Below are 21,863 nucleotides of genomic sequence, written 5' to 3'. Positions count from 1 at the left end.
CGGTCAGGCAATCACGTGATAGCCGGCATCGACGTAAGATATGTTGCCCGTCACGTTGCGTGCTGCATCGCTGACGAGACCGACCGCCATATTGCCGACATCGTCGATCGTGACAAGCCGGCGGGCCGGCGCACGATCGCGCGCATCGTCGATCAGCTTGTCGAAAAAGGCAATTCCGGAGGCGGCGCGTGTCTGCAGCGGGCCGGGCGAGAGGGCATTGACCCTGATGTCGCGCGAGCCCAGTTCGGCCGCGAGGTATCGCACTGTCGATTCCAGCGCCGCCTTGACCGGCCCCATGATGTTATAGTGATCGACCACCTTCTCGGCGCCGTAGTAGCTGACGGTCAGCAGGCAGCCGCCATCCTTCATGAGCGGGACGGAACGCCTGGCCATGCGGATGAAGGAGTGGCAGGAGATGTCCATGGCTTCGGCGAAGCCCTCGCGCGAACAGTTGGATACCGATCCGTGCAGATCCTCGAGCGGGCAATAGGCGATGGAATGGAGCACGAAATCAAGCCCGCCCCATTCGCTTTCGATCCGCTCGAACAGCGCGTCCATCTGCGCATCGTCGCGGACATCGAGCGGCATGAGCATTTCGGCGCCGACCGCTTCGGCCACGGGTGCAACGTGGGGCCTGGCCTTGTCGTTCAGATAGGTGACCGCAAGACGGCCTCCGCCGGCGCTGAAGGCGCGGGCGCAGCCGGAAGCGATGGAATCTTCATTGGCGATGCCGACGACCAGGCCGCGCTTTCCTTCGATCAGTCCGGCGAGCGGTGTCATGGTTGAATCCCTTCAGCTCATGTGGACATAGGTGCCGGGCGCATCGGCCAGCGGTTCGATCCCGGCACCGGGTGCGCCCATGGCCGGCGGCGCCACGGGACTTCCCGAGCGCGCCTTCAGCCAGGCTGCAAGTTCGGGCCACCAGGAGCCGTCCTTCGGCGCGTTGCCTGCAACCCATGCATCCGGATCGACATAAAGTCCGTCATGCGGCCGCGTCGCCAGGCGGTAGTGGCGGCGCGGGTGGCCGGGCTCCGATACGATTCCGGCATTGTGGCCGCCGCTGGTCAGCACGAATGTGACCTCGGTATCCGTCAGGAGATTGAGCTTGTAGACGGAGTGCCACGGCGCGACATGGTCTCTTTCCGTGCCGACGGCGAAAATCGGCGCGCGAATGTCCGAGATCGTCACCGGTCCGCCGCCGACCTCGTAGTGCCCCTCCGCAAGGTCGTTGTCGAGGAACAGCCGGCGAAGATATTCCGAGTGCATGCGGTAGGGCATGCGGGTCGCGTCGGCGTTCCAGGCCATCAGGTCGTTCATCGGGTCGCGCTCGCCCATCAGATAGTTGTGCACAGCGCGCGACCAGATGAGATCGTTGGACCGCAGGAGCTGGAACGCGCCGGCCATCTGGCTGGTGTCGAGATAGCCCTGCTCCCACATCATGTCTTCCAGGAAGCTGACCTGGCTCTCATCGATGAACAGCATCAATTCACCGGCCTCGGTGAAGTCCGTCTGCGCGGCGAACAGTGAAACCGTCGCAAGGCGATCGTCGCCATCGCGGGCCATCGCGGCGGCAGCGATGGACAGGAGCGTGCCGCCAAGACAATAGCCGATCGCGTGCACCTTTTCGCTGCCCGCTACCGTGCAGGCCGTGTCCAGCGCATCCATGATGCCGAGTGTTCTGTAGTCATCCATGCCGAGATCGCGATCGTCCGTATCGGGGTTCTTCCACGATATGATGAAAACCGTGAAACCCTGGGCGGTCAGATAACGAACGAGCGAGTTCTGCGGCGACAGGTCCAGGATGTAGTATTTCATGATCCAGGCCGGCACGATCAGGATCGGTTCGGGATGCACATTCTCCGTCGTCGGCTCGTACTGGATCAGCTCGATCAAACGGTTGCGATAGACGACTTTGCCCGGCGTGGCGGCGAGGTCCGTGCCGAGTTCAAACGCCTTTGTTCCAGCGGGTTTCCCGCCGGTGACCGCGCGCTGCCAATCCTCGATGAAATATTGGCAACCGCGCACCAGGTTCATGCCGCCCTCCTCCCGGGTCCGCGCCAGTACCTCAGGATTGGTCATCGGGAAGTTGGAGGGCGAGGCCATGTCGAGAAGCTGCCGCATGGCGAAAGAAACGACGTTTTCGTGCTGCTTCGTCACGCCGCGCACACCGGTGGTGGCATTGTGCCACCACTGCTGATTGAGCAGGAACGACTGGTGCAGGATGTTGAACGGCCAGCTCTGCCACGCCTCGTTGCGAAAACGGCGATCTCCCGGCAACGGCTCGATGCAGGGCTCGACATGCTCGGAGGCAAGCATGCTCCGGCTCGCGTAACCGGACAGGCGCGCTCCCTTGCGAAAAGCCTTTTCGGCAAGCTGCATCTGCTTTCCCGGCAGTGTCGACAGGTGCACGGACCAGTCAAGAAACGCGCCGGCAATGGCGGCAGGCGAGACCGCCGCCGTGAAATGGGCCGTCGTTGCGCGCAGCGAGCGGTCAAGAACGTCTTCGTAGTCTTTCGATGCGGGGGAATCACGATCGGGCGCGGCCTCGGCGGGCGCCGGTTCACGCGGCGTCTCGGACGGGTTCTTCAGCGCACTGCGAAGCGTTTCCGGCAGGTCCGCATGACCGGCCGGACGCTTGCCGTTCGTCCGTTTTGCGGCCGCGGATTTCCTGCGGTCGCGCGAAAGCGATTTTGACGACATCAATCCGGCTCCTTCCTGCCGCTTAACAGTGAACTTCCTATTTCACAGAATTACGACAGTTGTTGCGGCGCAAAAGCAAACCACGCCAAGGAATTCAGCATTATGGCGTTTAGATATGCAGGATATTTTGCACTGCAATAGGCGCGCTGCAAATGATGGCGGGGCGTCAGCGCGAGCGCCGCCGCCACCAGAACAAAAGAGCGGCGATGGCCAGCACAAGAATGATGGCGGGGACCGCGATCATGGCGATCGCGGAGAGCTGGTGCCAGATGCGCGGCAGGATCGAAGTGTCCTTGCCGAAATGATAGGCGAGGCTCGACCACAGGCCGACCCACATCGCCGCACCGACCATATTGGCGGCGAGGAACCGCAACCAGTGCATGCCGGCGCAACCGGCGGCGATGCCGTTCAATTGCCGAAGAAGGACAAAGAAGCGCGCGAAGGCCACGACGATCGGTCCGCGTTTCTGGATCAGGTCCTCGGCGGCGGCCAGCCGGTCATGGGTGATGCCGAAACGGCTGCCGTGGCGCACGATCAACGGCCGCCCCAGCTTCCGGCCGATCAGGTAGCCGATATTGTCGCCGACCACGGCTGCAGCAAAGGCCGTCAAAGCGACAGCCATGATGTTCATCTGGCCGAGCGCCGCAAGTCCGGAGGCGACGATGATCAGCGTCTCGCCGGGCAGCGGCAGGCCAAGAGCTTCCAGCATGACGTCGATAAAAAGGCCCGGCAGGCCGAACTCGCGCACAAGCGGTTCAAGATGTGACAACCACGATGGCACCTGTGTCCGTCTTTCCCGTTGGCCGCGTTACACAAAGCAAGAGATAACACAGGGCGCAGCACTGCTCCACAGGAGCCATCCACAGCACAGTCCTCTTCACGACTGCGTGATCCGGACGCGGTGGCAATTGAACGTCCACTGCGCTAAGAACCAGCCATGATGAACTGGCTTTGTGCGCTACTGTTGCTGGTGTTTTCGGCGACCGTCGCTTCGGCGGCGCAAGGACCGTTCACGCAGTCCGTGGCAAAGGCATCCGCTTTTCAGGAAGCGGCCTTCATCAACGCCGGCGATGCGGCGGCGAAGCCGACCACACAATGCTGCCCGGACGCGATTGCCAAATCGGGATCGGCGACGCCCTGTTCCGTGGACTGCTCTTTCCTGCCGGCAAGCTGCGACATGAACATTACCGGCCTCGGTACCGGTTACGGCGGGACGGTCAGCCTGTTGCCTGACTGGCTGGCGGGCAAGGCACAGTTTCGTCCTCCCATCGTCTGACCTGCGACATCAGCCGGTTGCCGCCGGCTCCACCAATCACCAATGCGAAGAATTTCAGCCTCGTTTGCTGACTTGGCCGCGGGACGGCCTGCCACTGCCAACAGGGGTTGAACAGTCTTCGCCAGACTATGGATCAGCATGAGCGACGATCCGGGCAAGCAGCCACGGGTCTATCTCGAAATCGGGAAACAAAGCCATGGCATTCGCAAACCAAATGAACCGCCGGCAGTTCCTTACAGGCTCGGCAAGCCTCGGCGGGCTCGCGCTTGCCGGCTGCACGTCGACCGCAGAGCCCGACACAGACGTCGTGCTGCCGCGCGCCACAAGCAATTATGCACTGATGTACGGTCCCGTTCGGGACGAGCGCTTCCCAATCCCGGCGGTGGATATCAGCCGGGTGCCGAAGCAGTATTACCGCCGGCAGGTGGCCTATCGCGGTCCGGAAGCACCCGGAACCATCGTTGTCGACACCCGCACCTTCTATCTCTATCTGGTGGAAAGCGACCGGCGGGCCATGCGCTACGGCGTCGGGCTCGGACGCGCCGGCTTCGAATGGTCCGGGCGCGCACGGGTCGCCTGGAAGCAGGCGTGGCCGAAATGGACGCCGCCGGACAGCATGATCCGCCGGCAACCCGAACTGGAAAAATGGAGCGTGCGGAACGGCGGCATGCCGCCCGGCCTCAACAATCCGCTGGGTGCGCGGGCGCTCTATATCTTCCAGGGCAATGTCGACACGCTGTACCGCATTCACGGCACGCCGGAATACTGGACAATCGGCAAGGCGGTCTCGAGCGGCTGCGTGCGGATGATGAACCAGGACGTCATTCATCTGTACGGGCGGGTGCCGACGAACGCGAAAATCGTCGTGACTTGAAGATCCTTGTGCGGAACCGACTTGCAACGGGCGGCTCCGCACACATATCTTCATTATGTTGACATCAAACCGGCCTTTCCATCCGGTTCACAGCCCCTTGGAGCGATCCCATGTCCGTCTCTCGGCAAAGCCTTATCCCGACAACCCTTGCGACCGCGGCCATCGCCGCGATGACGGGTTTCACCACGCCAGCAATGGCGGGATGTTCCGACAGCCCCAGGGCGGGCGTTGATTGGGCTGACTGCCGAAAGAGCAACCTTATTCTGCGGGGCACCGATCTGAGTGACGCGAATATGAGCGGCACTGATCTTTCGACAACGGATTTGCGCGATTCCAATCTCGACGGTGCGAACCTGACCAAGGCGACCCTGGTGCGCTCGCATCTTGACGATTCAAGCCTCAAGGGCGCCAACCTGTCGCGCGCGCTCGGCTACCGCACACGCTTTCACAACACAAATCTGACGGGCGCGGATTTCGAGAAATCGGAGATGCAAAGAGCCGATTTCACGGGGTCGACATTGAAGAATGTCGACTTCTCAAAAGCAGAACTCGGACGGTCGGATTTTTCCGGCACCAGCCTTGGGAACGTTGATTTCAACTTCGCCATCCTGGCGCGGGCCGATTTTCGCACCGCCAGGCTGGGCACCGGCGTCAATTTCGATTCCGCCTATCTGTTTCTAGCGCGTTTCGAGGGACAGGATCTCAGCAATGCGCTCGGTCTTTCCGATGCGCAGCTTGAACTGAGCTGCGGCGATTCCAAGACGGTCCTGCCGGCCGGTCTCAAAGCGCCGCAAAGCTGGCCATGCGATGACGATGCGGTGAATTAGCGGTAGCGCTAAGAGCCGTTACACGGAGATAACCCCCTCCTCGCGCCAGCGGTCGAAGATCTGAAGCGCTTCGTCGGCAAACCCATCGTCGTTTATGTGGCAGTCGAGTTCCCTGAAATCGACATTTGCCGGCACATGGCTGCGCATTTCATCCAGGAAAGAACCGAGACCTGCGGGATCATGAAGGTCAGCGCCTTCCCGGTCCCATTCGCCGAAGCCCCTGTTCGGCATCAGGAACGCCGTCGGGCCTTGCGCTCCGGCAAGGCGCTCGCAATGGGCGCGGGCAACGGCGCGGCGCTCCTCGTCATTCAGCACAATGGAATTGATCAGCCGGTTGTGGGTGTGGTTCGGGTGGCCGGACCATTTGTCGGGAACACCCTGCCAGGCGACGATGTCGACAAGATCGTAGCAACCGGCCGAGACGATCTGCGGCACACCCTCACGGCCCGCCGACGTCAGCCTGTCCGGTCCGGCCGATATGTTCGATCCGTGAATGTGATTGCCGACCTCCTGGGTGCAGAAATCCATGACGCAGACAAAAGCGCCCTGAGCTGCAAGGCCTTCAAAGGCGCGCCCGCCCATGCCCGTCGCGTGGAAGACGGCGAGGTCGAAACCGCGCTCCTCCAGTGCCGGCTTCAGCCGCAGCATGTAGCGCAAGGCGCTGGAGCCGAGGCTCGTCATGCCGACCAGCGGACGCTCGCGCGGCAGCGTCTCGACCGCGCGCGCCGCGCCGAGCACGGCACCGGCGGCCTGCGACAGCGAGGATTTGCAGATCGCGTTGAGCCCGTAGAGACCGCCGGCCCACAGGATCATCTGCACGTCCGGCGCCAGGCGTTCCGGCGGCAGCATGGGCGAGAAAGAGACCGTTGAGACGATGTATTTCGGAACGCCGACGGGCAGCGCGGCCGTCACATCCAGCGCCAGATCCGTTCCCATCGAGCCGCCGAGCATGATCACGCCATCGAACATGCGGTCGTGCCACAGTTTCAGGCAGAGCGCAGCGCAGCCTTCGGCCATGATCTGCATGGCGGTGTTTTCATCGCCCGAATCGATCGCCGCCCGGATCGACGATCCACCGGCCTCGGCGACCGCGTGTTTGGAATAGTCGGTCGGGGTGGCCGGATCGCCGAGCACGCTGACATCCATGGTCAGGACCTTGCCGCCCTGCGCCTTGATGCGGGAGGCCACATAGTTCAGTTCATCGTCCTTGGTGTCATAGGTGCCTATGACGAGGATCGTCTTGTCAGACATGGCGCAATCCCGTTTCTTCGGTCTAGAGCTGAATCCAGGCCGTCTTCAGATCAAAATACTTGTCCAGCGCATGCAGCGACTTGTCGTGGCCGTTGCCGGACTGTTTCACGCCGCCCAGCGGCACGGTGGCATCGGCGCCGCCATAGGTGTTGACGTGGATGACACCCGTCTTGACGCGCCGGACCATGCGATGGGCGCGGGAAAGGTCGGACGTCCAGACCGCGCCGGCAAGTCCGAAATTGCTGTCATTGGCGATGGCAATGGCTTCGTCCTCGCTGTCAAAGGGGATCACGGCCAGCACCGGGCCGAACACTTCCTCCTGGGCGACCGTATCGCGCGGGCCGACGCCCGTCAGCACGGTCGGCTGCATGTAATAGCCGCCTGTGTCCTCGAGGATCCTGTTGCCTCCGGTCACGCGCTCGGCGCCCTCCTTCTCAGCCGTGGCGACGAATGCGAGATCACCTTCGAGCTGGGCGAGGCTGTTGACGGCGCCGATATCGCTGCCAAGGTCGAGCGGATCGCCGACCCGGAAGGCCTCGGCGCGCTTTGCCAGCGCGGCAACGAAATCGTCATGGATCTCGCGCTGGACCAGCAGGCGCGAGCCGGCGACGCAGACCTGACCCGAATTGCGGAAGATGCCGGATGCCGAGACGCCGGCCGCCCGGTCGAGGTCCGGCGCATCTGCAAAGACGATGTTGGGGGACTTGCCGCCGAGCTCCAGATAGCAACGTTTCAGGTTGGAACGCGCCGCATATTCAAGCAGACGACGGCCCGTCGCTCCCGAACCGGTGAAAGCCAGCACGTCGACATCCATCGACAGGGCCAACGCCTCGCCGACGACCGAACCCTTGCCGGTGACGACATTGAAGACGCCGTCCGGCAGGCCGGCCTCCGATGCGAGTTCGGCCAGCCGCAGCAGCGACAATGACGCGGTTTCCGCGGGCTTCAGGACGATGCTGTTGCCGGCGGCCAGGGCCGGAGCGATCTTCCAGGCGCCGATCATCAGCGGGAAATTCCAGGGCACGATCGCGCCGACGACGCCGACCGGCTCCTTGTGAACCAGCGCCAGGATGTTTTCATCTGTCGGCGCGATCTCGCCATAGACCTTGTCGATGGCCTCGGCGTAGTAGCGGAATGTGCCGGCGGCCGAGCCGCTTTCGGCCTTGAAGGCCATGTTGATTTCCGTGCCGTTGTCGCGCACGCCGAGTACCGACAGGGCCAGCGCCTCGCGTTCGATCAGGTCGGCGAGCCGGTGCAGCACCTTCTTGCGGCCGGCCGGGGCAAGCCGCGACCAGCGGCCATCGTCGAAGGCGGTACGCGCTGAAGCGATCGCCCGCGTCATGTCATCGGCGGATGCGCGCTCGATGGTCGTCAGCACGGACCCGTCGATCGGGCTCAGCACCTCGAGCACGCCGCCGCTGCCGGATTGCCACTGACCGTCAATGAACAGTTTTCGCGCCGCTACGGGTTCGCTTCGCAGGGTATCGATACGCTGCTGGTCAAGCATTTTGGTTTGTCTCCGTTTTGCGGCTCTTCAGCTGTGTCCTGATGTGCATGACGATGATGATGACGATGGCGCAGAACAGGATGAAGGCGATCGGCCGGTCGATAAAGTCCAGCGGCGTCTTCACCCGCGCCATGGAGGCCCTGAGCTTCACCTCCATGATGCGCCCGAGCACCATGCCGAGGATGATCGGAACGATCGGCAGTTGCAGCCGCTTCAAGACAAAGCCGATAAAGCCGAAAACGGCGGCGATGGCGCAATCCCAGACGCTGTTACGCAGGGAGTAGACGCCGACAAAGGCAAGCGTCAGGATCATGACGCCAAGGAACCGGGTCGGAATGCGGATCACCTGCAACAGCGTGTTGGTGGAGAACAGCAGGAAGATCAACACCATCACATTGAGGATCAGCAGCGCCAGATAGAGCGCCATGACGAAGTCCATCTGGTTCTGGAAGAGCTGCGGGCCGGGCACGACATTGTGCACGTAGAACACCGACAGCATCATCGCGGTCAGCGCCTCGCCCGGCACGCCAAGCGCCAGCAGCGGGATCATCGCCGCGCCCGGCACCGCGTTGTTGGCGGCCTCGGACGCAATCAGACCCTCTGGCGCGCCGTCGCCGAATTTTTCCGGCGTCTTGGAGCGGCGCTGCGCGAAAGTATAGGACAGGAACTGCGCCATGAACTCGCCGACACCGGGGATCATGCCCATCACGACGCCGAAACCGGAGGACGCCGAGGCGGTCCCGGGAAATTTGAACAATTCGCCCAGTCCCTGGAAAAGCCCGCCGCTGACCGGCGCGGCCTTGGGGCTGTCGTCGCGCGCGACAAGCAGGACAAAGGCCTGGCTGAGCGCGAACAGCCCGAGGACAACGACAATGAGGTCGATGCCCGAGGCGAGGAAATTCAGCTCGAAGGTGAAGCGACGCGTGAGCGTCGCCGTATGCAGACCGATGGTGTTGATGAAGATGCCGAAGAACACCAGGAAGGCGGCGATGACCGTCTGTCCGCGGTGCACGACGACGGCAAGCACAAGACCCAGAAGCGCCGCCAGGAAGATCTCGCGCGAGCCGAAATGCGGCGCGATGGCAGCAAGCAGCGGCGACAGGACGATAAGGCACAGGACCGAGAATATGCCGCCGAAGAAGGATGCCGAATAGGCAAGGCTGAGAGCGCGCCGTCCCTCGCCGCGCCTGGTCATCGGATAGCCGTCATAGGTGGTGAGCGCGTTGACGGCCGTGCCGGGCGTGTTGATCAGGATCGCCGGTATCGAGCCGCCATACATGGACGAGCCATATATGCCGAGAAGAACCGTCAAGCCGACGATCGGATCGAAGGAGAAGGTGGCAGGAAGCAGGATGGCGATCGCCACCGCCGCGCCGACGCCGGGGATGGCGCCGATGATGACGCCGCCGACCGAGCCGATCAGCAGCGCTGCAACGACATCCCAGCGGGCCAAGATCGATAATCCGTCAAACAGAACGTCCATGGCCGCCGCTCACAGATAGAGGATCATGAAATTGCGCAGCCCGTCCGGCAGGGCTTCGTAGACCGCACCGCCCGGGACGCGGACCTGAAGCAACCCCTTGAAGAGCATGACGATGGCTGCGCCCATCAAGGCCGCCGACAACAGCGCGCGCGCCGAGCGGTAGCCCATGCGCCGCGCCAGCAGCGGACAGAAGATCACGGAAGTCGGCAGATAGCCGACGACCGGCACGATGAAGACATAGGCCATGAACCAGAGCGGATATTCGATGCAGCGGACCCACACCAGCAATTCACGCCGGTCCCATGCGGCAAAGCGGTGCGCGGAAAGGGACTGTACGAGATAGAGGGCGGCGCAGACCGTCATGCCGATCAGGCTCAAGCCCGGCCAGAACGCCGGCTCGTTGAGAAGGCCCTTGTTGCCCTTCCACTGGGTCTGATCGCCGATCAGGGCGAGCAGACCGGCCGACAGCACCAGTATCGCAAAGGCAAAATACCGGTCGCCGCCCAGCCGCTCGGAGGCGGCGATCTCGTCGACATCGGGCGTCCTGTCCGTCATGGCCATCGCTCCCCCGGCAGATGGCGGCCGCTGCCCGCGCAGCGACCACGCAAGCCTAGTTGGCAATCATCTTTTCGATGGCGGCCGTGGTGGCGATGTCCTTCTGGATCTGCGCGGCCGATTCATCGGCGCCGAGCCAGTAGATCTGCGCACCGGTGTTCCTGGCGACTTCCTGGGCGCGGTCCGACATCACGGTCTCGCTGGCGACGGCAATGATCTTGTCGCGCACGTCCTGCGGCGTGTCCTTGTGAACGAACAGGCCGTTCCACAGCGATATGGCAAGGCTCGGATCGAGTTCGCCGACGGTCGGCGTGTCGGGGGTCTTGGCGATGCGCTCGCCGGTGATCGAGGCGATCACATTGACATCCTCAAGGCACGGCAGGATGAGCTGCAGCGTGGTGTTGATCACGTCGACATCGCCCGATGCCAGCGTGTTGCAGTCGAGCGCGTCAAAGGCCGCCTCGGATCCCCACTCGAAACCCATCTGCTTTGCCATGGCAAAGGACACCTGCGTGGGAATGAGGAATGAGCCGAAATGGCCAAGCACCTTGTCGTCGGTTCCCTTCAGGTCTTCGACCGTGTCGATGCCGCTGTTCTTGGCCGATGCCATGACGAACGGATAGGTGACAAAAATGCCGAGCGGCTCGAACGGGTCCGGATTGAGCTCGGGAATGCCGACCTGCGGGCCGACAACGGGAATGCCCACGACAAAGGAGCCGATGGTGTATCCATCCGGCGGCGCGACGGCCACTTCGGCGGCGCCCGGGAACGGTCCGCCGTCGGACGGCTTGTTGATGACGGCTGCCGCGACACCGTATTTTGCCTGAAAATCCTCGGCAATCATCCGCGTGATGACGTCTTCAAGATCGCCCGGCGGGAACGGCACGACAAAGGAAACCGGTTTTTCCGGATATTCGGCCGTTGCCGCCGTCATTCCGAGGCTTGTGGCCGCCATTGCCGCAATCGCGGCGGTCGAAATCAGTCTGCGCATATCATCCTCCCTGGAAAAGCATCCTATTTTTCATCTATCGGTTTAATATTTGAACCGCTGGTTTATTTTTAGCTTGAATTGAATCCGCTTATCTGTCAAGAAAAAACACATGCACGACGAGGAGGAGCATTCGGTGAACGATGGGAACAGTCGATAAAGCGCTGTCTTTGCTGGACTTTTTCTCAGAGTCGCGACCCGAGATCGGGTTGAGCGAGCTGGCCCGCATGGCCGGCTACGACAAGGCAACCGTGCTCAGACTGATGACGGCATTGGCGGATCGCGGCTTTGTCGAGCAGAATGTGAAAACCCGCGATTTCCGCCTCGGACCCGCGCTGTTGAGGCTGGCCCATATCAGGGAAGCCAGCCTTCCGCAGCGCGCTTCGGCCCAGCCGATCCTCGAACGCATGTCAGCCGAAAGCGGCGAGACCGTGCATCTGCTGCTGCTTGGCAAAAATCACCTCGAGACCATCGACTTCATCGAGGCAAGCGCGCACGCCATGCGCGTTTACATGGATGCGGGCGAACGCATACCGCTGCATGCATCGGCCTCCGGGCTCGCCTGCCTCGCCCACATGCCGGTCGAGGAGGCCCGAACCGCGCTGTCCGGCGCGTTGCGCAGCTACACCGATCACACAATCACCGACGCCTCCAGGATTCTTTCGCACCTCGACAATGTCCGGAAAACCGGCATCGCGGAAATCGACCAAGCTTTCGAGGACGGCGTTTACGGTATGGCGGGGCCGATTTTCGCCTCGGATGGCAGCGTCACAGGCGCCGTCGGCATCGCAACGCCCTCCTCGCGCGTTACCGACGCGTTCCGCAGCAAAGCCCACAAGATCATCCGGAAAGCGGCAAGCGACATTACCAGAGCCTGGGGTGGTGTAGCGCCCGAAGCCGGAAACGAGGAGACGGCAGCATGAGAAAAGCGCTTGTGCTCGATTTCGGCGGCGTCGTCACACGCACCCTGTTCGAAACCCACGCGCTGACGGAAAAGGCGCTTGGCCTTGCCGCCGGGACGCTGACATGGCGCGGGCCGTTCGACCCGGACGGCGACCCGCTCTGGCAATCGATGCAGGCCGATGAGATCACCGAGCGGCAATACTGGCAGCAGCGCACGCGCGAAGTCGCGGAACTCGCCGGCAAAGACTGGACGGAAATGGCACAGTTCGTCATTGCCGCGCGCGGCGCCGATCCGATGCCGGTCATCCGCCCCGAAGCAATTTCCGCCATCGACCGCGCCCGTGATGCAGGCGTTGCGCTCGCCATCCTTTCGAACGAGCTCGATTTGTTCTATGGCGCCGAATTCCGGAACAAATTGCCGTTTCTGCGGACGTTCGACGTCATTCATGACGCGACCTACACGCATATCCTCAAACCCGACCGCAGAGCCTACGAGGCCTGCATCGACGCGCTGAACATCGCCGCGGCAGATTGTGTCTTTGTCGACGACCAGGCGCGCAACATTGCCGGCGCGAAAGCCGTCGGCATGCAAACCGTCCATTTCGACGTATCGAAGCCCGCAGCCGGCTATGCGCAGGCGCTCGGCCTGCTCGAGATCACAGGAGAAATCGCATGAAGGATTCGAATTTCCTGAAGGAAAACAACGCCAAGTTCCTGTGGCATCCGATGGGCCATCCCGGACAGCTGAGGGTCAAGACACCGCAGATCATCACCGGCGCATCGGGCGTGCGCATCACCGATATTGACGGGCACGAGACCGTTGACGCGGTCGGCGGCCTGTGGAACGTCAATCTCGGCTATTCGTGCGACCCGGTCAAACAGGCGATCTCGGGCCAACTGGATGCCCTGCCCTATTATTCGGCCTTTGCCGGGACCTCCAACAACGCCGCCATCGAGCTTTCCTGGGAATTGCAGGAATGGTTCGGCGCCGACGGGCTTGGCCGCGCCTTCTTCACCTCGGGCGGTTCCGATTCGGTCGAAACGGCCCTGCGCCTTGCGCGCCAGTACCACAAGGTCCGGGGCGAACCGGGCCGTACCAAGTTTCTGTCCCTGAAAAAGGGCTATCACGGCACCCATATGGGCGGGGCCTCGGTAAACGGCAATGCGCGTTTCCGCACGGCCTATGAGCCGATGCTGCCGGGCTGCTACCACATCCCCGCGCCCTACACCTACCGCAACCCGTTCAACGAGAGTGATCCGGCACGGCTCGCGCAATTGTGCGCGCAGGCGCTGGAGGACGAGATCGCCTTCCAGGGCGCCGAAACCATAGCCGCCTTCATCATGGAACCGGTGCTGGGTGCCGGCGGCATCATTCCGCCGCATGAAAGTTTCATGCCGATGGTGCGGGAGATCTGCACGCGTAACGGTATCGTGCTCATCGCTGACGAGGTGATTACCGGCTTCGGCCGCACCGGGCACTGGTCAGGCTCGCGCCACTGGGGCGTCAAGCCGGACATGATGTGCCTGGCAAAGGCCATCACCAACGGCTATTTCCCCTTCGGCGCGGCGATGATTTCCGAGACCATCGCAGAGGCCTTCGAGGCCGACACGACCGGCACCGGCAATATCGGCCACGGCTATACCTATTCGGCCCACCCGGTCGGTGCGGCCGCGGCCATCGCCTGCCTTGCCGAGACGAAACGGCTCAACGTCGCCGAAAACGCGGCCGCGCGCGGCGAGCAGATGTTCGCCGGTGTCCACAAACTGATGGACAAGCACGCGCTCATCGGCGACGTGCGGGGCGGCCACGGTCTGATGACGGCAGTCGAACTTGTCTCGGATCGCGCCACAAAGGCGCCCGCCGACAAGGCCGTTGCGTCAACCGTCGCGGAAGTCGCCTACGAAAACGGCGTCATGGTGCGCGTGTCGGGCCACAATATCCTGATGTCGCCGCCGCTGATCATCAGCGAGGAAGACGTGGACCGTATCCTTGCCGGACTGGACGCGGGTCTAGCGGCTGCCGTATAGCTATTTCAGGAACGACCAGTTCTTGTAGAAGATGCCGTTGAAGTTGATGAAGATGGTCTGCAGGATCCGCATGATGGCGTTCTGCAGCCCCGGGAAACTCGACGGGCGCAGCACATCGACAAAGACGCAGTAGCGCTCCTGGTCTTCCTGGTTGACCGAGCAGTGTTCCAGCGTGTCGTCGAAAATGAACAACGGATCGTCGTGCCAGAAGTGCTTCTTGCCGTCCACCTCGATATAGACATTGTCGCTTTCGAAGGGCGTCAGGTTGTAGAGAACCCGGATGGTCAGGCGCAGCGGTCCGAAGTGCCGTGACGTCGCCTCCTTCTCGCTGAAGGCGGAAACGCCGATGGTCTTCACGTAGGTGAAGTCCTCGTTGAACGCGGCGACGGAGTCGTTCGTGTTCTTGTCATACCATTTGTAGAACAGCATTCCGCGTTTCTTTTCGCCCATCTTCTCCTTGACGTCGGCAATGATCTCCTGCCTGTTGTCGTCGAAGGTTTTTAGGACGCTCTCGATCTCAGCCCGCTCTTCCCCGGGAAAATCCTCGAGGCGGTAGACGTATTTGTTGCGGAATGAGATCAGGTCAAAGAACAGGTTGACCGGCGAAAGCAGCCAGGTCGGGATTCCATTGCCGGTGAAATAGAGCTTGGCGATCGGCTTTGTGATCCGGCGGTGCCGGCCGACATCGAGAAGCCCGCAAACCAGGAAAACGATCGTCAACACCGGAAGCAGATAAAGCAGGATCGCCAGCGGGACCACGATCCTCAGAATACGGGTCGCGCGCTTGCGCATGGGAATTACGTCTTCTTCTTCGGAAATCTCTTGCATGAAATGGCCGCTCGTCGGTTATTGACGCAATCCGTCTATCGGATTGTCGGAAGGGTGTCACGCCCCCTTCGGAGCCGAGTGCACATTTGTGATTTTTCTAAAGAACCGGCCTGCCGTCTTCCACGGGCCTTGCCAGAATAAGAACCCAGAAATTGCGGTACTTGCCGTCCGGCCGCTGCGACCGCGCGATGCCGATGCGCGTGACGTGCTTGTTCAAGAGGTTCTTGTCATGGTCGGCGGATCCCTTCCAGCCGACCATCGCCTCCTCGAATGTCCGGTATCCGGCGCCGAGATTTTCCGCGCCCGCATAGGTCGGATAACCGCCGCGGTCGAGCCGTCCCGACAGTCCCCTCGCGCTATGGAGACGTGTATTCATGCTGTCGTTGCGGGCGATGATACGCGCCATCTCCTGCGAAAGGGCGTCGAGCTGCGGATCGAGCGTGACCTGCGGCAGCCCGTTGCTTGCCCGATAGGCATTGATCTGCGAGAGCGCCGCGCCGCGATTGACCGGAACGTCCGTTACCTGTGCGCTCCTGTCGCCTGTGATGCTGCAGGCGGACAGGACCGTCAGCAGCAGGCCGGCGGCGACGAAGGCCGCAACGCGCAGGGCCGCCATCGCCCTTGATGTCGGGGTCGCATTCAATGATCTCATCGGTCCCTACGAGGCCGCCGCGCTGCCGGTATCCGAAGCGAGCCAGTCGCTCAGATCGTGTACCGCCGCCTCGATATCGGCGACAATACCGGAACGGGCGGAAGCCGCATCTCCCTTCTCCAGTGCCTGGACGATGTCATGATGGATAATCATCGCGTTGTCCAGATGCGCCCGGTCGCCTGCGGTGAGGCGAAAATAGGGGCCCATGCGCAGCCAAAGGCTTTCGATAAAGGACAAAAGGATGCCATCCGAGGCGCACCGGTAGATACGGCTGTGGAAGGCCCAGTTGGCGGCAAGATAGCCATCGGTGTCGCCGGACCGGATGCTTTCCGTCATCTGCGCGCATATATCCTCGAGCGCGCCGATATCGGCCTGTCCCAACGCCGGTTGCGCACGCTCGACTGCCAGCCCTTCAAGGGCAATGCGCGTGGCGCTGATCTCGTTCAGCGTTTCGGTATCGAGGCGCGGAATTTCCAGCGCGCGGTTGTGTCCGACGACAAGCGCGTTTTCCACCTCGAGCCGGCGCAGGGCGTCGCGCACCGGCATGACGGACACACCGACCGCCTCGGCGACCGAACGTGTGCTCAGCGCCTGTCCTGGCTGGAAAAAGCCCGACATGATGCGGTCGCGCAGCTGCCGGTAGATCTGCTCCTGCAGCGTGGCGCGCTCGACGGTTTCCAGACCGCTGGAATCGGCCGGCCAATCCATCCTATTCGCCATAGGGAATCCAGATATTCTTGACCTGGACGGCGTTGCGCAGGAACAGGCGGCCTTCCGCGACCTTCGGATCGTACCAGTTGGTGGCAAGCCCGTTATCGACAAAGGTACGCTTCATGTTGCCGACCGAACGGGCCTCGGCCATTTCCGATATCTCCCGATCGCCGAAAGCCCAGACCGCATCGACGTCGTCATGATCGGCGAGCGTCCTGGCCAGCTCCTTTGTGTAGCCAGTCACGATGTTGAGCACGCCGGCGGGCACGTCTGAGGTTTCCAGCACCTGATAGAAATCGGCGGCGATGAGGCCATAGCGCTCGCTGGGAATGGCAACGACCCGGTTGCCCATGGCCATCAGCGGCGCAACGAGGCTGACGAAGCTCAGGAGCGGCGCCTCGTCCGGACAGATGACACCGGCAACGCCGATCGGCTCGTTCATGGCGAGCGCCACGCCCCGCAAGGGCGGACTGTGCACGGCGCCGTCGAACTTGTCGGCCCAGGCAGCGTAAGTGAAGAGCCGGCCGATCGCCGTTTCAACCTCCCGCTCGGCGTCGGTCTTCTTCACACCCGTCATGGCCGACAGGCGCGCGACGAACTCGTCCGTACGGGCCGCAAGATTCTCGCCGAGATAATAGAGGATCTGGGCGCGCAGATGCGTTGAGGCGGTTGCCCAACCGGCGGCCTTGCGCGCCGCCTGCACGGCATTGCGGATATCCTTGCGGTTGCCCTCGCCCATCTCGCCGATCACCTTGCCTTTCGGCGAGATGACGGTCAGCGAATAGTTGCCGTCGGGCCGCACCTGCTTGCCGCCGATATAGAGCTTGGCGGTGCGGTCGACAGCCATCGGCTCGAAACTGTCCGTCGCTTCGACCACCGGCACCGGGGGAACGGGCTTCCTCGGCTTGCGCGCCGACCACGCATTGGGTTTCAGGTATTCATAGGCGCCCTCAAGACCGCCCTCGCGGCCATAGCCGGATTCGCGGTATCCGCCGAAGCCGACGCCGGCATCGAAGAGGTTGGTTGCGTTGACCCAGACAACGCCGGCCTTGAGCTGCGGCGCGATGTCGAGGGCAAGGCTGATGTTTTCGCTCCAGACGCTGGCGGCCAGCCCGTAGCGGGTATTGTTGGCAAGCGCCACCGCCTCATCGGGCGTGCGGAAGGACATGGCGACCATGACAGGCCCGAAAATCTCTTCGGTCGCCACCGTCGATGCCGGCTCGACGCCGGTCAGCAGTGTCGGCGGATAGAAGCATCCGTTCTCGGGCGTTTGAATGTCGGGCACATAGGCCTCCGCCCCTTCCTCGACACCCTTGCCGACAAGGGCACTGATCCGCTCCAGCTGGCTCTGCTCGATGATTGCGCCCATGTCGATCGCCTTGTCGAGCGGATGTCCGACACGCAGCGCATTCATGCGCTCCTTCAGCCGGGCAATGAAGCGGTCGTGGATGCCCTCATGAACGAGAAGGCGCGAGCCGGCACAACAGACCTGGCCCTGGTTGAACCAGATGGCGTCGACAACGCCCTCGACGGCGCTTTCCATGTCGGCGTCGTCAAAGACGATGAAGGGCGACTTGCCGCCGAGTTCAAGCGTCAGCGACTTGCCGCTTCCGGCGGTCTCGGCGCGGATGATGCGGCCGACCTCGGTCGAGCCGGTGAAGGCGATCTTGCCGACGCCGTCATGCTTGACCAGGGCCGCGCCGGTCGCGCCGTCGCCGGTCACCACATTGAGAACGCCTGCCGGAAGACCGGAACGGGCGGCAAGCTCGGCGAACAGCAGCGCCGTCAGAGGCGTTGCTTCGGCGGGCTTCAAGACAACGGTGTTGCCCAGCGCCAGGGCCGGCGCCACCTTCCAGGCGAGCATCAGCAGCGGGAAATTCCACGGGATGATCTGGCCGACGACGCCGATGGGCTTGTAGTCGGCCAGTTCCGTGTCCTGCAGTTCGGCCCAGCCGGCATGATGATAGAAGTGACGGGCGACCAGCGGAATGTCGAGATCGCGCGTTTCACGGATCGGCTTGCCGTTGTCCAGCGCCTCCAGCACCGCAAAGAGTCGGGCATGGCGCTGCACCATGCGCGCCAGCGCATAGATGTGGCGGGCACGGCCCTTGCCGCCCAGCCCTTCCCAGGAGGCTTGCGCCTTCGTTGCGACAGCGACAGCGTCATCGACATCTTCGGCCGATCCCTGCGCGATCTTCGCCAGTTCGTCGCCGGTCGCCGGCTCGCGGGTGGACAGGGTCTTGCCATCCTTCGAGGGGCGGAAAGCCCCGTCGATGAAATGGCCGAAGGATGCGTCATGGCCCTTCAGCCAGTCGCGGACATTGCTGTCGGCCTCCGGTGCCAGGCCGTAGTCGAGGGATTCGAAATAGTTTGCAACAGACATAGCGCTTGCCTCGTATCAGGCCATCGGGTGGCGGTTGAAGGCCGAGTAGCGGCCGGTCACATGGTGCTCAAGCTGGCGCTCGATATCGGCAAGCAGCGAGGACGCGCCAAAGCGCAACAGATCCGGTTCGAGCCAGCGCCGCCCCAGCTCCTCCTTCATCAGCACCTGGTAGGCGAGCACATCCTTGGCTGTGGAGATGCCGCCGGCCGGCTTGAAGCCAACGAGATGGCCGGTGCGCTCCTGGTAGTGCCGGATCATGCGCAGCATGACGAGGCTGACGGGAAGGGTCGCGTTGGCGGTTTCCTTGCCGGTCGAGGTCTTGATGAAATCGGCGCCGGCCATCATGCAGACCATCGAGGCGCGCGCGACATTGCGCAGCGTGCGCAGATCGCCGGTGGCAAGGATCGCCTTGACATGAGCTTCGCCGCAGGCGGCGCGATAGTCGCGCATCTCGTCGTAAAGCGCCTGCCAGTTGCCGGTCAGGACATGCTCGCGCGTGACGACGATGTCGATCTCGTGCGCACCGTCGGCGACCGATGCCTCGATCTCGCGCAGCTTGGTGTCGTGGGGCGAAAGACCGGCGGGAAAGCCGGTGGAAACCGCGGCGACCGGAATGAAGGTGCCATCGAGCGCGGCGACGGCTTCGGCGACGAAACGGTGATAGACGCAGACGGCGCCGGTGGTGATGTTGCGGTCGGCAACGCCCAGCGCCTCCAGCAGATCCGGCCTGACCGGCTGCCTTGCCTTGGCGCAAAGCCGGCGCACGCGCGCGGCCGTGTCGTCGCCGTTCAGCGTGGTGAGATCGATGCAGGTGATCGCCTTTAAAAGCCAGCCGGCCTGCGCGTCCTTCTTGACGGAGCGGCGCCCGCCGAGCGTCGAGGTACGCCGCTCGACCGCCGAACGGTTGACCTGGATCTCGTTGATCCAGTCGAGTTCCAGCGCGTGGCCGGCATTGCGGGCAATCGCGTTGCCGTGGAGACCGGGGGCCGAGGTTCCGGTATCGCCCATGGGGATGATTTCAGACATGGGAGAGGTGTTATGTGTGATCACACTTGGAGTCAAGAGGTTCTTTGTATGCATATTTCGGGTGCGGAGCCGGCTGGCGGGACCGGAATTCTCTAAATCGTTTCAAGCGCGCAGCGCAGAGCAGCCATGCACAGCCGATTTTGGGCTGGCCATTCTTATTGTGCAGTGCAATAAGGAGCGCGATACTCGCCCATGCAATCATAAAAACGGACCCGATCCTTTGTTCAAACCCGCTTACGCGGCGCTCAGCCAGGCGCTGCCCCTCGTCCGCTCGCCCTGTGAATTCCGCGTGCCGATGACGCCCGACCGCATCCGCATCGAGACCCTGTCGGGCCTGACCGTCGCCCTGGCGCTGGTGCCGGAAGCCGTCGCATTCGCCTTTGTCGCCGGCGTCCACCCGCTGACCGGGCTGTACGCCGCCTTTATCGTCTGCCTGATCACGTCGCTGTTCGGCGGCCGCCCCGGCATGATCTCGGGCGCTACCGGCGCGCTCGCCGTGGTCATGGTGTCACTGGTGGCGACGCATGGCGTCGAATATCTGTTCGCGGCCGTGGTGCTGATGGGCATCCTTCAGATCGGGGCGGGTATTTTCCATCTCGGCAAGTTCATACGGCTGGTGCCGCATCCGGTCATGCTGGGCTTCGTCAACGGTCTTGCCATCGTCATCTTCCTGGCCCAGTTCGAGCAGTTCAAGGTGACGGGCCCGGACGGGATCAAGCAATGGATCGGCGGCCTGCCGCTCATCTATATGCTCGGCCTCGTCGCCCTGACCATGGCGGTCATTCATTTCGTTCCGAAAATAACGAAGATCGTGCCGGCGCCGCTTGCCGCCATTCTCGTTGTCGCGGGCCTCGTCATCGCCTTCGACATTCCGGTGCCGCGGGTCGGCGATATGGCATCGATCAGCGGCAGCCTGCCGTCCTTTTCCATTCCCGCCGTTCCGATGACCTTCGAGACGCTGAAGATCATCTTTCCCTATGCGGTGATCTTCGCCGCCATCGGCCTCATCGAGAGCCTGCTGACATTCAACCTCGTCGGCGAGAAGACCGGCACGCGCGGCGGCGCGTCTCAGGAATGCTTGGCGCAGGGCGGCGCCAATGTGGTGACCGGTTTCTTCGGCGGCATGGGCGGCTGCGCCATGATCGGTCAGTCGATGATCAATGTCGGATCGGGCGCGCGCACGCGGCTCTCCGGCGTAACCGCCGCGCTGCTGCTGCTCAGCTTCATCCTGTTCGCCTCGTCGCTGATCGAGCAGATCCCGCTCGCAGCCCTTATCGGCGTGATGTTCATGGTGGTCATCGGCACCTTTGCCTGGAAGAGCTTCACCATCATCGCCCGGGTGCCGCGCACCGACGCTGCCGTGATCGTGCTGGTCACCATCATCACCGTGCTGACGGATCTGGCGATCGCCGTCGTCGCCGGCGTGATCATTTCGGCTCTCGCCTATGCCTGGAACAATGCGACGCGCATCCGCGCCAAGACCGAAGAGAGCGGCGACACGAAGACCTACCGCATTGAAGGTCCGCTGTTCTTCGGTTCGGCCACCGGGTTTCTCGAGCTGTTCGATCCGAGATCGGACCCGGAGCGCGTCATCGTCGATTTCATGGATTCGCGTGTCGTAGACCAGTCGGCTCTGCAGGCCATCGACGCGCTGGCGGCGCGTTACCAGGAGCATGGCATCCGGCTGGAGCTGAAGCACCTTTCGCGCGACTGTCACATGCTGCTCGCCCGCGCCGGCCAGTTGATGGTCGATTCGGACGACGATCCCGATTACGGCGTTGCTGTCCACTATGGCGTGCGCATCGGCCGTTTCGGCGGAGCGCATTGAAAGCTTTCGCCGGGCGCTATCTTTCCTGAAGCGCCAGGCGGAT

20 protein-coding genes are annotated in these 21,863 nt (G+C 62.8%); 7 read left to right on the top strand and 13 right to left on the bottom strand.

Translation table 11 applies throughout. The features are described 5' to 3' along the window. Window positions 1–3 precede the first annotated feature (3 nt). The 3 genes from fabI to OOZ53_RS23420 all read right to left on the bottom strand — a co-directional run bounded on the left by fabI (window position 4) and on the right by OOZ53_RS23420 (window position 3,469). Window positions 4–780 carry an enoyl-ACP reductase FabI gene (gene fabI / locus OOZ53_RS23430; protein WP_271092189.1) on the bottom strand — a complete coding sequence of 259 codons (777 nt, stop codon included), beginning with the start codon at window positions 778–780 and terminating at the stop codon, window positions 4–6. A gap of 12 nt (window positions 781–792) precedes the next feature. Beyond that, window positions 793–2,700 (bottom strand): PHA/PHB synthase family protein, encoded by a 1,908-nt coding sequence (locus OOZ53_RS23425; protein ID WP_271092188.1) that lies wholly within the window; start codon window positions 2,698–2,700, stop codon window positions 793–795. 166 nt (window positions 2,701–2,866) lie between these two features. Beyond that, window positions 2,867–3,469, bottom strand: a complete 603-nt coding sequence (locus tag OOZ53_RS23420; protein WP_271092187.1) for a DedA family protein — start codon at window positions 3,467–3,469, stop codon at window positions 2,867–2,869. 168 nt (window positions 3,470–3,637) lie between these two features. Between OOZ53_RS23420 and OOZ53_RS23415 the strand changes: the two genes are divergently transcribed. The 3 genes from OOZ53_RS23415 to OOZ53_RS23405 all read left to right on the top strand — a co-directional run bounded on the left by OOZ53_RS23415 (window position 3,638) and on the right by OOZ53_RS23405 (window position 5,677). Continuing rightward, window positions 3,638–3,976, top strand: coding sequence for a hypothetical protein (locus OOZ53_RS23415; RefSeq protein WP_271092186.1), 339 nt, complete (start codon window positions 3,638–3,640; stop codon window positions 3,974–3,976). 196 nt (window positions 3,977–4,172) lie between these two features. After that, window positions 4,173–4,850 carry a L,D-transpeptidase family protein gene (locus tag OOZ53_RS23410; RefSeq protein ID WP_271092185.1) on the top strand — a complete coding sequence of 226 codons (678 nt, stop codon included), beginning with the start codon at window positions 4,173–4,175 and terminating at the stop codon, window positions 4,848–4,850. Between the two features lie 110 nt (window positions 4,851–4,960). Continuing rightward, window positions 4,961–5,677 (top strand): pentapeptide repeat-containing protein, encoded by a 717-nt coding sequence (locus OOZ53_RS23405; protein ID WP_271092184.1) that lies wholly within the window; start codon window positions 4,961–4,963, stop codon window positions 5,675–5,677. Between the two features lie 18 nt (window positions 5,678–5,695). On the opposite strand, the gene OOZ53_RS23400 is transcribed toward OOZ53_RS23405, so the two are convergent. The 5 genes from OOZ53_RS23400 to OOZ53_RS23380 are packed head-to-tail and all read right to left on the bottom strand — an operon-like array spanning window position 5,696 to window position 11,464. Continuing rightward, window positions 5,696–6,928, bottom strand: coding sequence for a Tm-1-like ATP-binding domain-containing protein (locus OOZ53_RS23400; RefSeq protein WP_271092183.1), 1,233 nt, complete (start codon window positions 6,926–6,928; stop codon window positions 5,696–5,698). A gap of 22 nt (window positions 6,929–6,950) precedes the next feature. Beyond that, entirely contained in the window at window positions 6,951–8,435 is a 1,485-nt protein-coding gene (locus OOZ53_RS23395) for an aldehyde dehydrogenase (RefSeq protein ID WP_271092182.1), read from the bottom strand. Beyond that, entirely contained in the window at window positions 8,428–9,918 is a 1,491-nt protein-coding gene (locus OOZ53_RS23390) for a tripartite tricarboxylate transporter permease (RefSeq protein WP_271092181.1), read from the bottom strand. The genes OOZ53_RS23395 and OOZ53_RS23390 overlap by 8 nt, the downstream gene beginning before the upstream one ends. Before the next feature lie 9 nt (window positions 9,919–9,927). Beyond that, window positions 9,928–10,473: a tripartite tricarboxylate transporter TctB family protein gene (locus tag OOZ53_RS23385; protein WP_271092180.1), complete on the bottom strand. Its 546-nt coding sequence runs from the start codon at window positions 10,471–10,473 to the stop codon at window positions 9,928–9,930. A 55-nt stretch (window positions 10,474–10,528) separates the two neighbouring features. Continuing rightward, window positions 10,529–11,464: a tripartite tricarboxylate transporter substrate binding protein gene (locus OOZ53_RS23380; RefSeq protein ID WP_271092179.1), complete on the bottom strand. Its 936-nt coding sequence runs from the start codon at window positions 11,462–11,464 to the stop codon at window positions 10,529–10,531. Window positions 11,465–11,604: 140 nt separating this feature from the next. Here OOZ53_RS23380 and OOZ53_RS23375 point away from each other — a divergent pair, with 140 nt between their 5' ends. The 3 genes from OOZ53_RS23375 to OOZ53_RS23365 are packed head-to-tail and all read left to right on the top strand — an operon-like array spanning window position 11,605 to window position 14,392. Next, the gene (locus OOZ53_RS23375; protein ID WP_271092178.1) at window positions 11,605–12,384 is read left to right on the top strand and encodes an IclR family transcriptional regulator; all 780 of its coding nucleotides are present in this window, start codon (window positions 11,605–11,607) and stop codon (window positions 12,382–12,384) included. Next, entirely contained in the window at window positions 12,381–13,040 is a 660-nt protein-coding gene (locus tag OOZ53_RS23370) for an HAD-IA family hydrolase (RefSeq protein ID WP_271092177.1), read from the top strand. The genes OOZ53_RS23375 and OOZ53_RS23370 overlap by 4 nt, the downstream gene beginning before the upstream one ends. Beyond that, window positions 13,037–14,392 carry an aminotransferase class III-fold pyridoxal phosphate-dependent enzyme gene (locus OOZ53_RS23365; RefSeq protein ID WP_271092176.1) on the top strand — a complete coding sequence of 452 codons (1,356 nt, stop codon included), beginning with the start codon at window positions 13,037–13,039 and terminating at the stop codon, window positions 14,390–14,392. Before OOZ53_RS23370 ends, OOZ53_RS23365 begins: the two co-directional genes overlap by 4 nt. On the opposite strand, the gene OOZ53_RS23360 is transcribed toward OOZ53_RS23365, so the two are convergent. The 5 genes from OOZ53_RS23360 to deoC all read right to left on the bottom strand — a co-directional run bounded on the left by OOZ53_RS23360 (window position 14,393) and on the right by deoC (window position 19,974). After that, on the bottom strand, window positions 14,393–15,220 hold the full coding sequence (locus tag OOZ53_RS23360; protein WP_271092175.1) for an aspartyl/asparaginyl beta-hydroxylase domain-containing protein: 828 nt from the start codon (window positions 15,218–15,220) through the stop codon (window positions 14,393–14,395). A 97-nt stretch (window positions 15,221–15,317) separates the two neighbouring features. Beyond that, window positions 15,318–15,872 (bottom strand): CAP domain-containing protein, encoded by a 555-nt coding sequence (locus OOZ53_RS23355; RefSeq protein WP_271092174.1) that lies wholly within the window; start codon window positions 15,870–15,872, stop codon window positions 15,318–15,320. Window positions 15,873–15,878: 6 nt separating this feature from the next. Further along, on the bottom strand, window positions 15,879–16,580 hold the full coding sequence (locus OOZ53_RS23350; RefSeq protein ID WP_271092172.1) for a GntR family transcriptional regulator: 702 nt from the start codon (window positions 16,578–16,580) through the stop codon (window positions 15,879–15,881). A gap of 1 nt (window position 16,581) precedes the next feature. After that, window positions 16,582–18,966 carry an aldehyde dehydrogenase family protein gene (locus OOZ53_RS23345; RefSeq protein ID WP_271092171.1) on the bottom strand — a complete coding sequence of 795 codons (2,385 nt, stop codon included), beginning with the start codon at window positions 18,964–18,966 and terminating at the stop codon, window positions 16,582–16,584. 15 nt (window positions 18,967–18,981) lie between these two features. Further along, window positions 18,982–19,974 carry a deoxyribose-phosphate aldolase gene (gene deoC / locus OOZ53_RS23340; RefSeq protein ID WP_271092210.1) on the bottom strand — a complete coding sequence of 331 codons (993 nt, stop codon included), beginning with the start codon at window positions 19,972–19,974 and terminating at the stop codon, window positions 18,982–18,984. A 238-nt stretch (window positions 19,975–20,212) separates the two neighbouring features. Between deoC and OOZ53_RS23335 the strand changes: the two genes are divergently transcribed. Beyond that, entirely contained in the window at window positions 20,213–21,820 is a 1,608-nt protein-coding gene (locus tag OOZ53_RS23335; RefSeq protein WP_425499225.1) for a SulP family inorganic anion transporter, read from the top strand. Window positions 21,821–21,863: the final 43 nt, after the last annotated feature.

It is taken from the genome of Allohoeflea poritis, assembly GCF_027889715.1.
GTDB classification, from domain to species: Bacteria; Pseudomonadota; Alphaproteobacteria; order Rhizobiales; family Rhizobiaceae; genus Hoeflea_A; species Hoeflea_A poritis.
Note: the sequence above shows the minus strand (reverse complement) of the source record. Positions and strands in the feature narration are given on the sequence as shown.

Coding starts and splice junctions, on each gene's coding strand:
- fabI (WP_271092189.1), bottom strand. CDS start 780: ATGACACCGCTCGCCGGACTGATCGAAGGAAAGCGCGGCCTGGTCGTC.
- OOZ53_RS23425 (WP_271092188.1), bottom strand. CDS start 2,700: ATGTCGTCAAAATCGCTTTCGCGCGACCGCAGGAAATCCGCGGCCGCA.
- OOZ53_RS23415 (WP_271092186.1), top strand. CDS start 3,638: ATGATGAACTGGCTTTGTGCGCTACTGTTGCTGGTGTTTTCGGCGACC.
- OOZ53_RS23410 (WP_271092185.1), top strand. CDS start 4,173: ATGGCATTCGCAAACCAAATGAACCGCCGGCAGTTCCTTACAGGCTCG.
- OOZ53_RS23405 (WP_271092184.1), top strand. CDS start 4,961: ATGTCCGTCTCTCGGCAAAGCCTTATCCCGACAACCCTTGCGACCGCG.
- OOZ53_RS23400 (WP_271092183.1), bottom strand. CDS start 6,928: ATGTCTGACAAGACGATCCTCGTCATAGGCACCTATGACACCAAGGAC.
- OOZ53_RS23395 (WP_271092182.1), bottom strand. CDS start 8,435: ATGCTTGACCAGCAGCGTATCGATACCCTGCGAAGCGAACCCGTAGCG.
- OOZ53_RS23390 (WP_271092181.1), bottom strand. CDS start 9,918: ATGGACGTTCTGTTTGACGGATTATCGATCTTGGCCCGCTGGGATGTC.
- OOZ53_RS23385 (WP_271092180.1), bottom strand. CDS start 10,473: ATGACGGACAGGACGCCCGATGTCGACGAGATCGCCGCCTCCGAGCGG.
- OOZ53_RS23380 (WP_271092179.1), bottom strand. CDS start 11,464: ATGCGCAGACTGATTTCGACCGCCGCGATTGCGGCAATGGCGGCCACA.
- OOZ53_RS23375 (WP_271092178.1), top strand. CDS start 11,605: ATGGGAACAGTCGATAAAGCGCTGTCTTTGCTGGACTTTTTCTCAGAG.
- OOZ53_RS23370 (WP_271092177.1), top strand. CDS start 12,381: ATGAGAAAAGCGCTTGTGCTCGATTTCGGCGGCGTCGTCACACGCACC.
- OOZ53_RS23365 (WP_271092176.1), top strand. CDS start 13,037: ATGAAGGATTCGAATTTCCTGAAGGAAAACAACGCCAAGTTCCTGTGG.
- OOZ53_RS23360 (WP_271092175.1), bottom strand. CDS start 15,220: ATGCAAGAGATTTCCGAAGAAGAAGACGTAATTCCCATGCGCAAGCGC.
- OOZ53_RS23355 (WP_271092174.1), bottom strand. CDS start 15,872: ATGAGATCATTGAATGCGACCCCGACATCAAGGGCGATGGCGGCCCTG.
- OOZ53_RS23350 (WP_271092172.1), bottom strand. CDS start 16,580: ATGGATTGGCCGGCCGATTCCAGCGGTCTGGAAACCGTCGAGCGCGCC.
- OOZ53_RS23345 (WP_271092171.1), bottom strand. CDS start 18,966: ATGTCTGTTGCAAACTATTTCGAATCCCTCGACTACGGCCTGGCACCG.
- deoC (WP_271092210.1), bottom strand. CDS start 19,974: ATGGGCGATACCGGAACCTCGGCCCCCGGTCTCCACGGCAACGCGATT.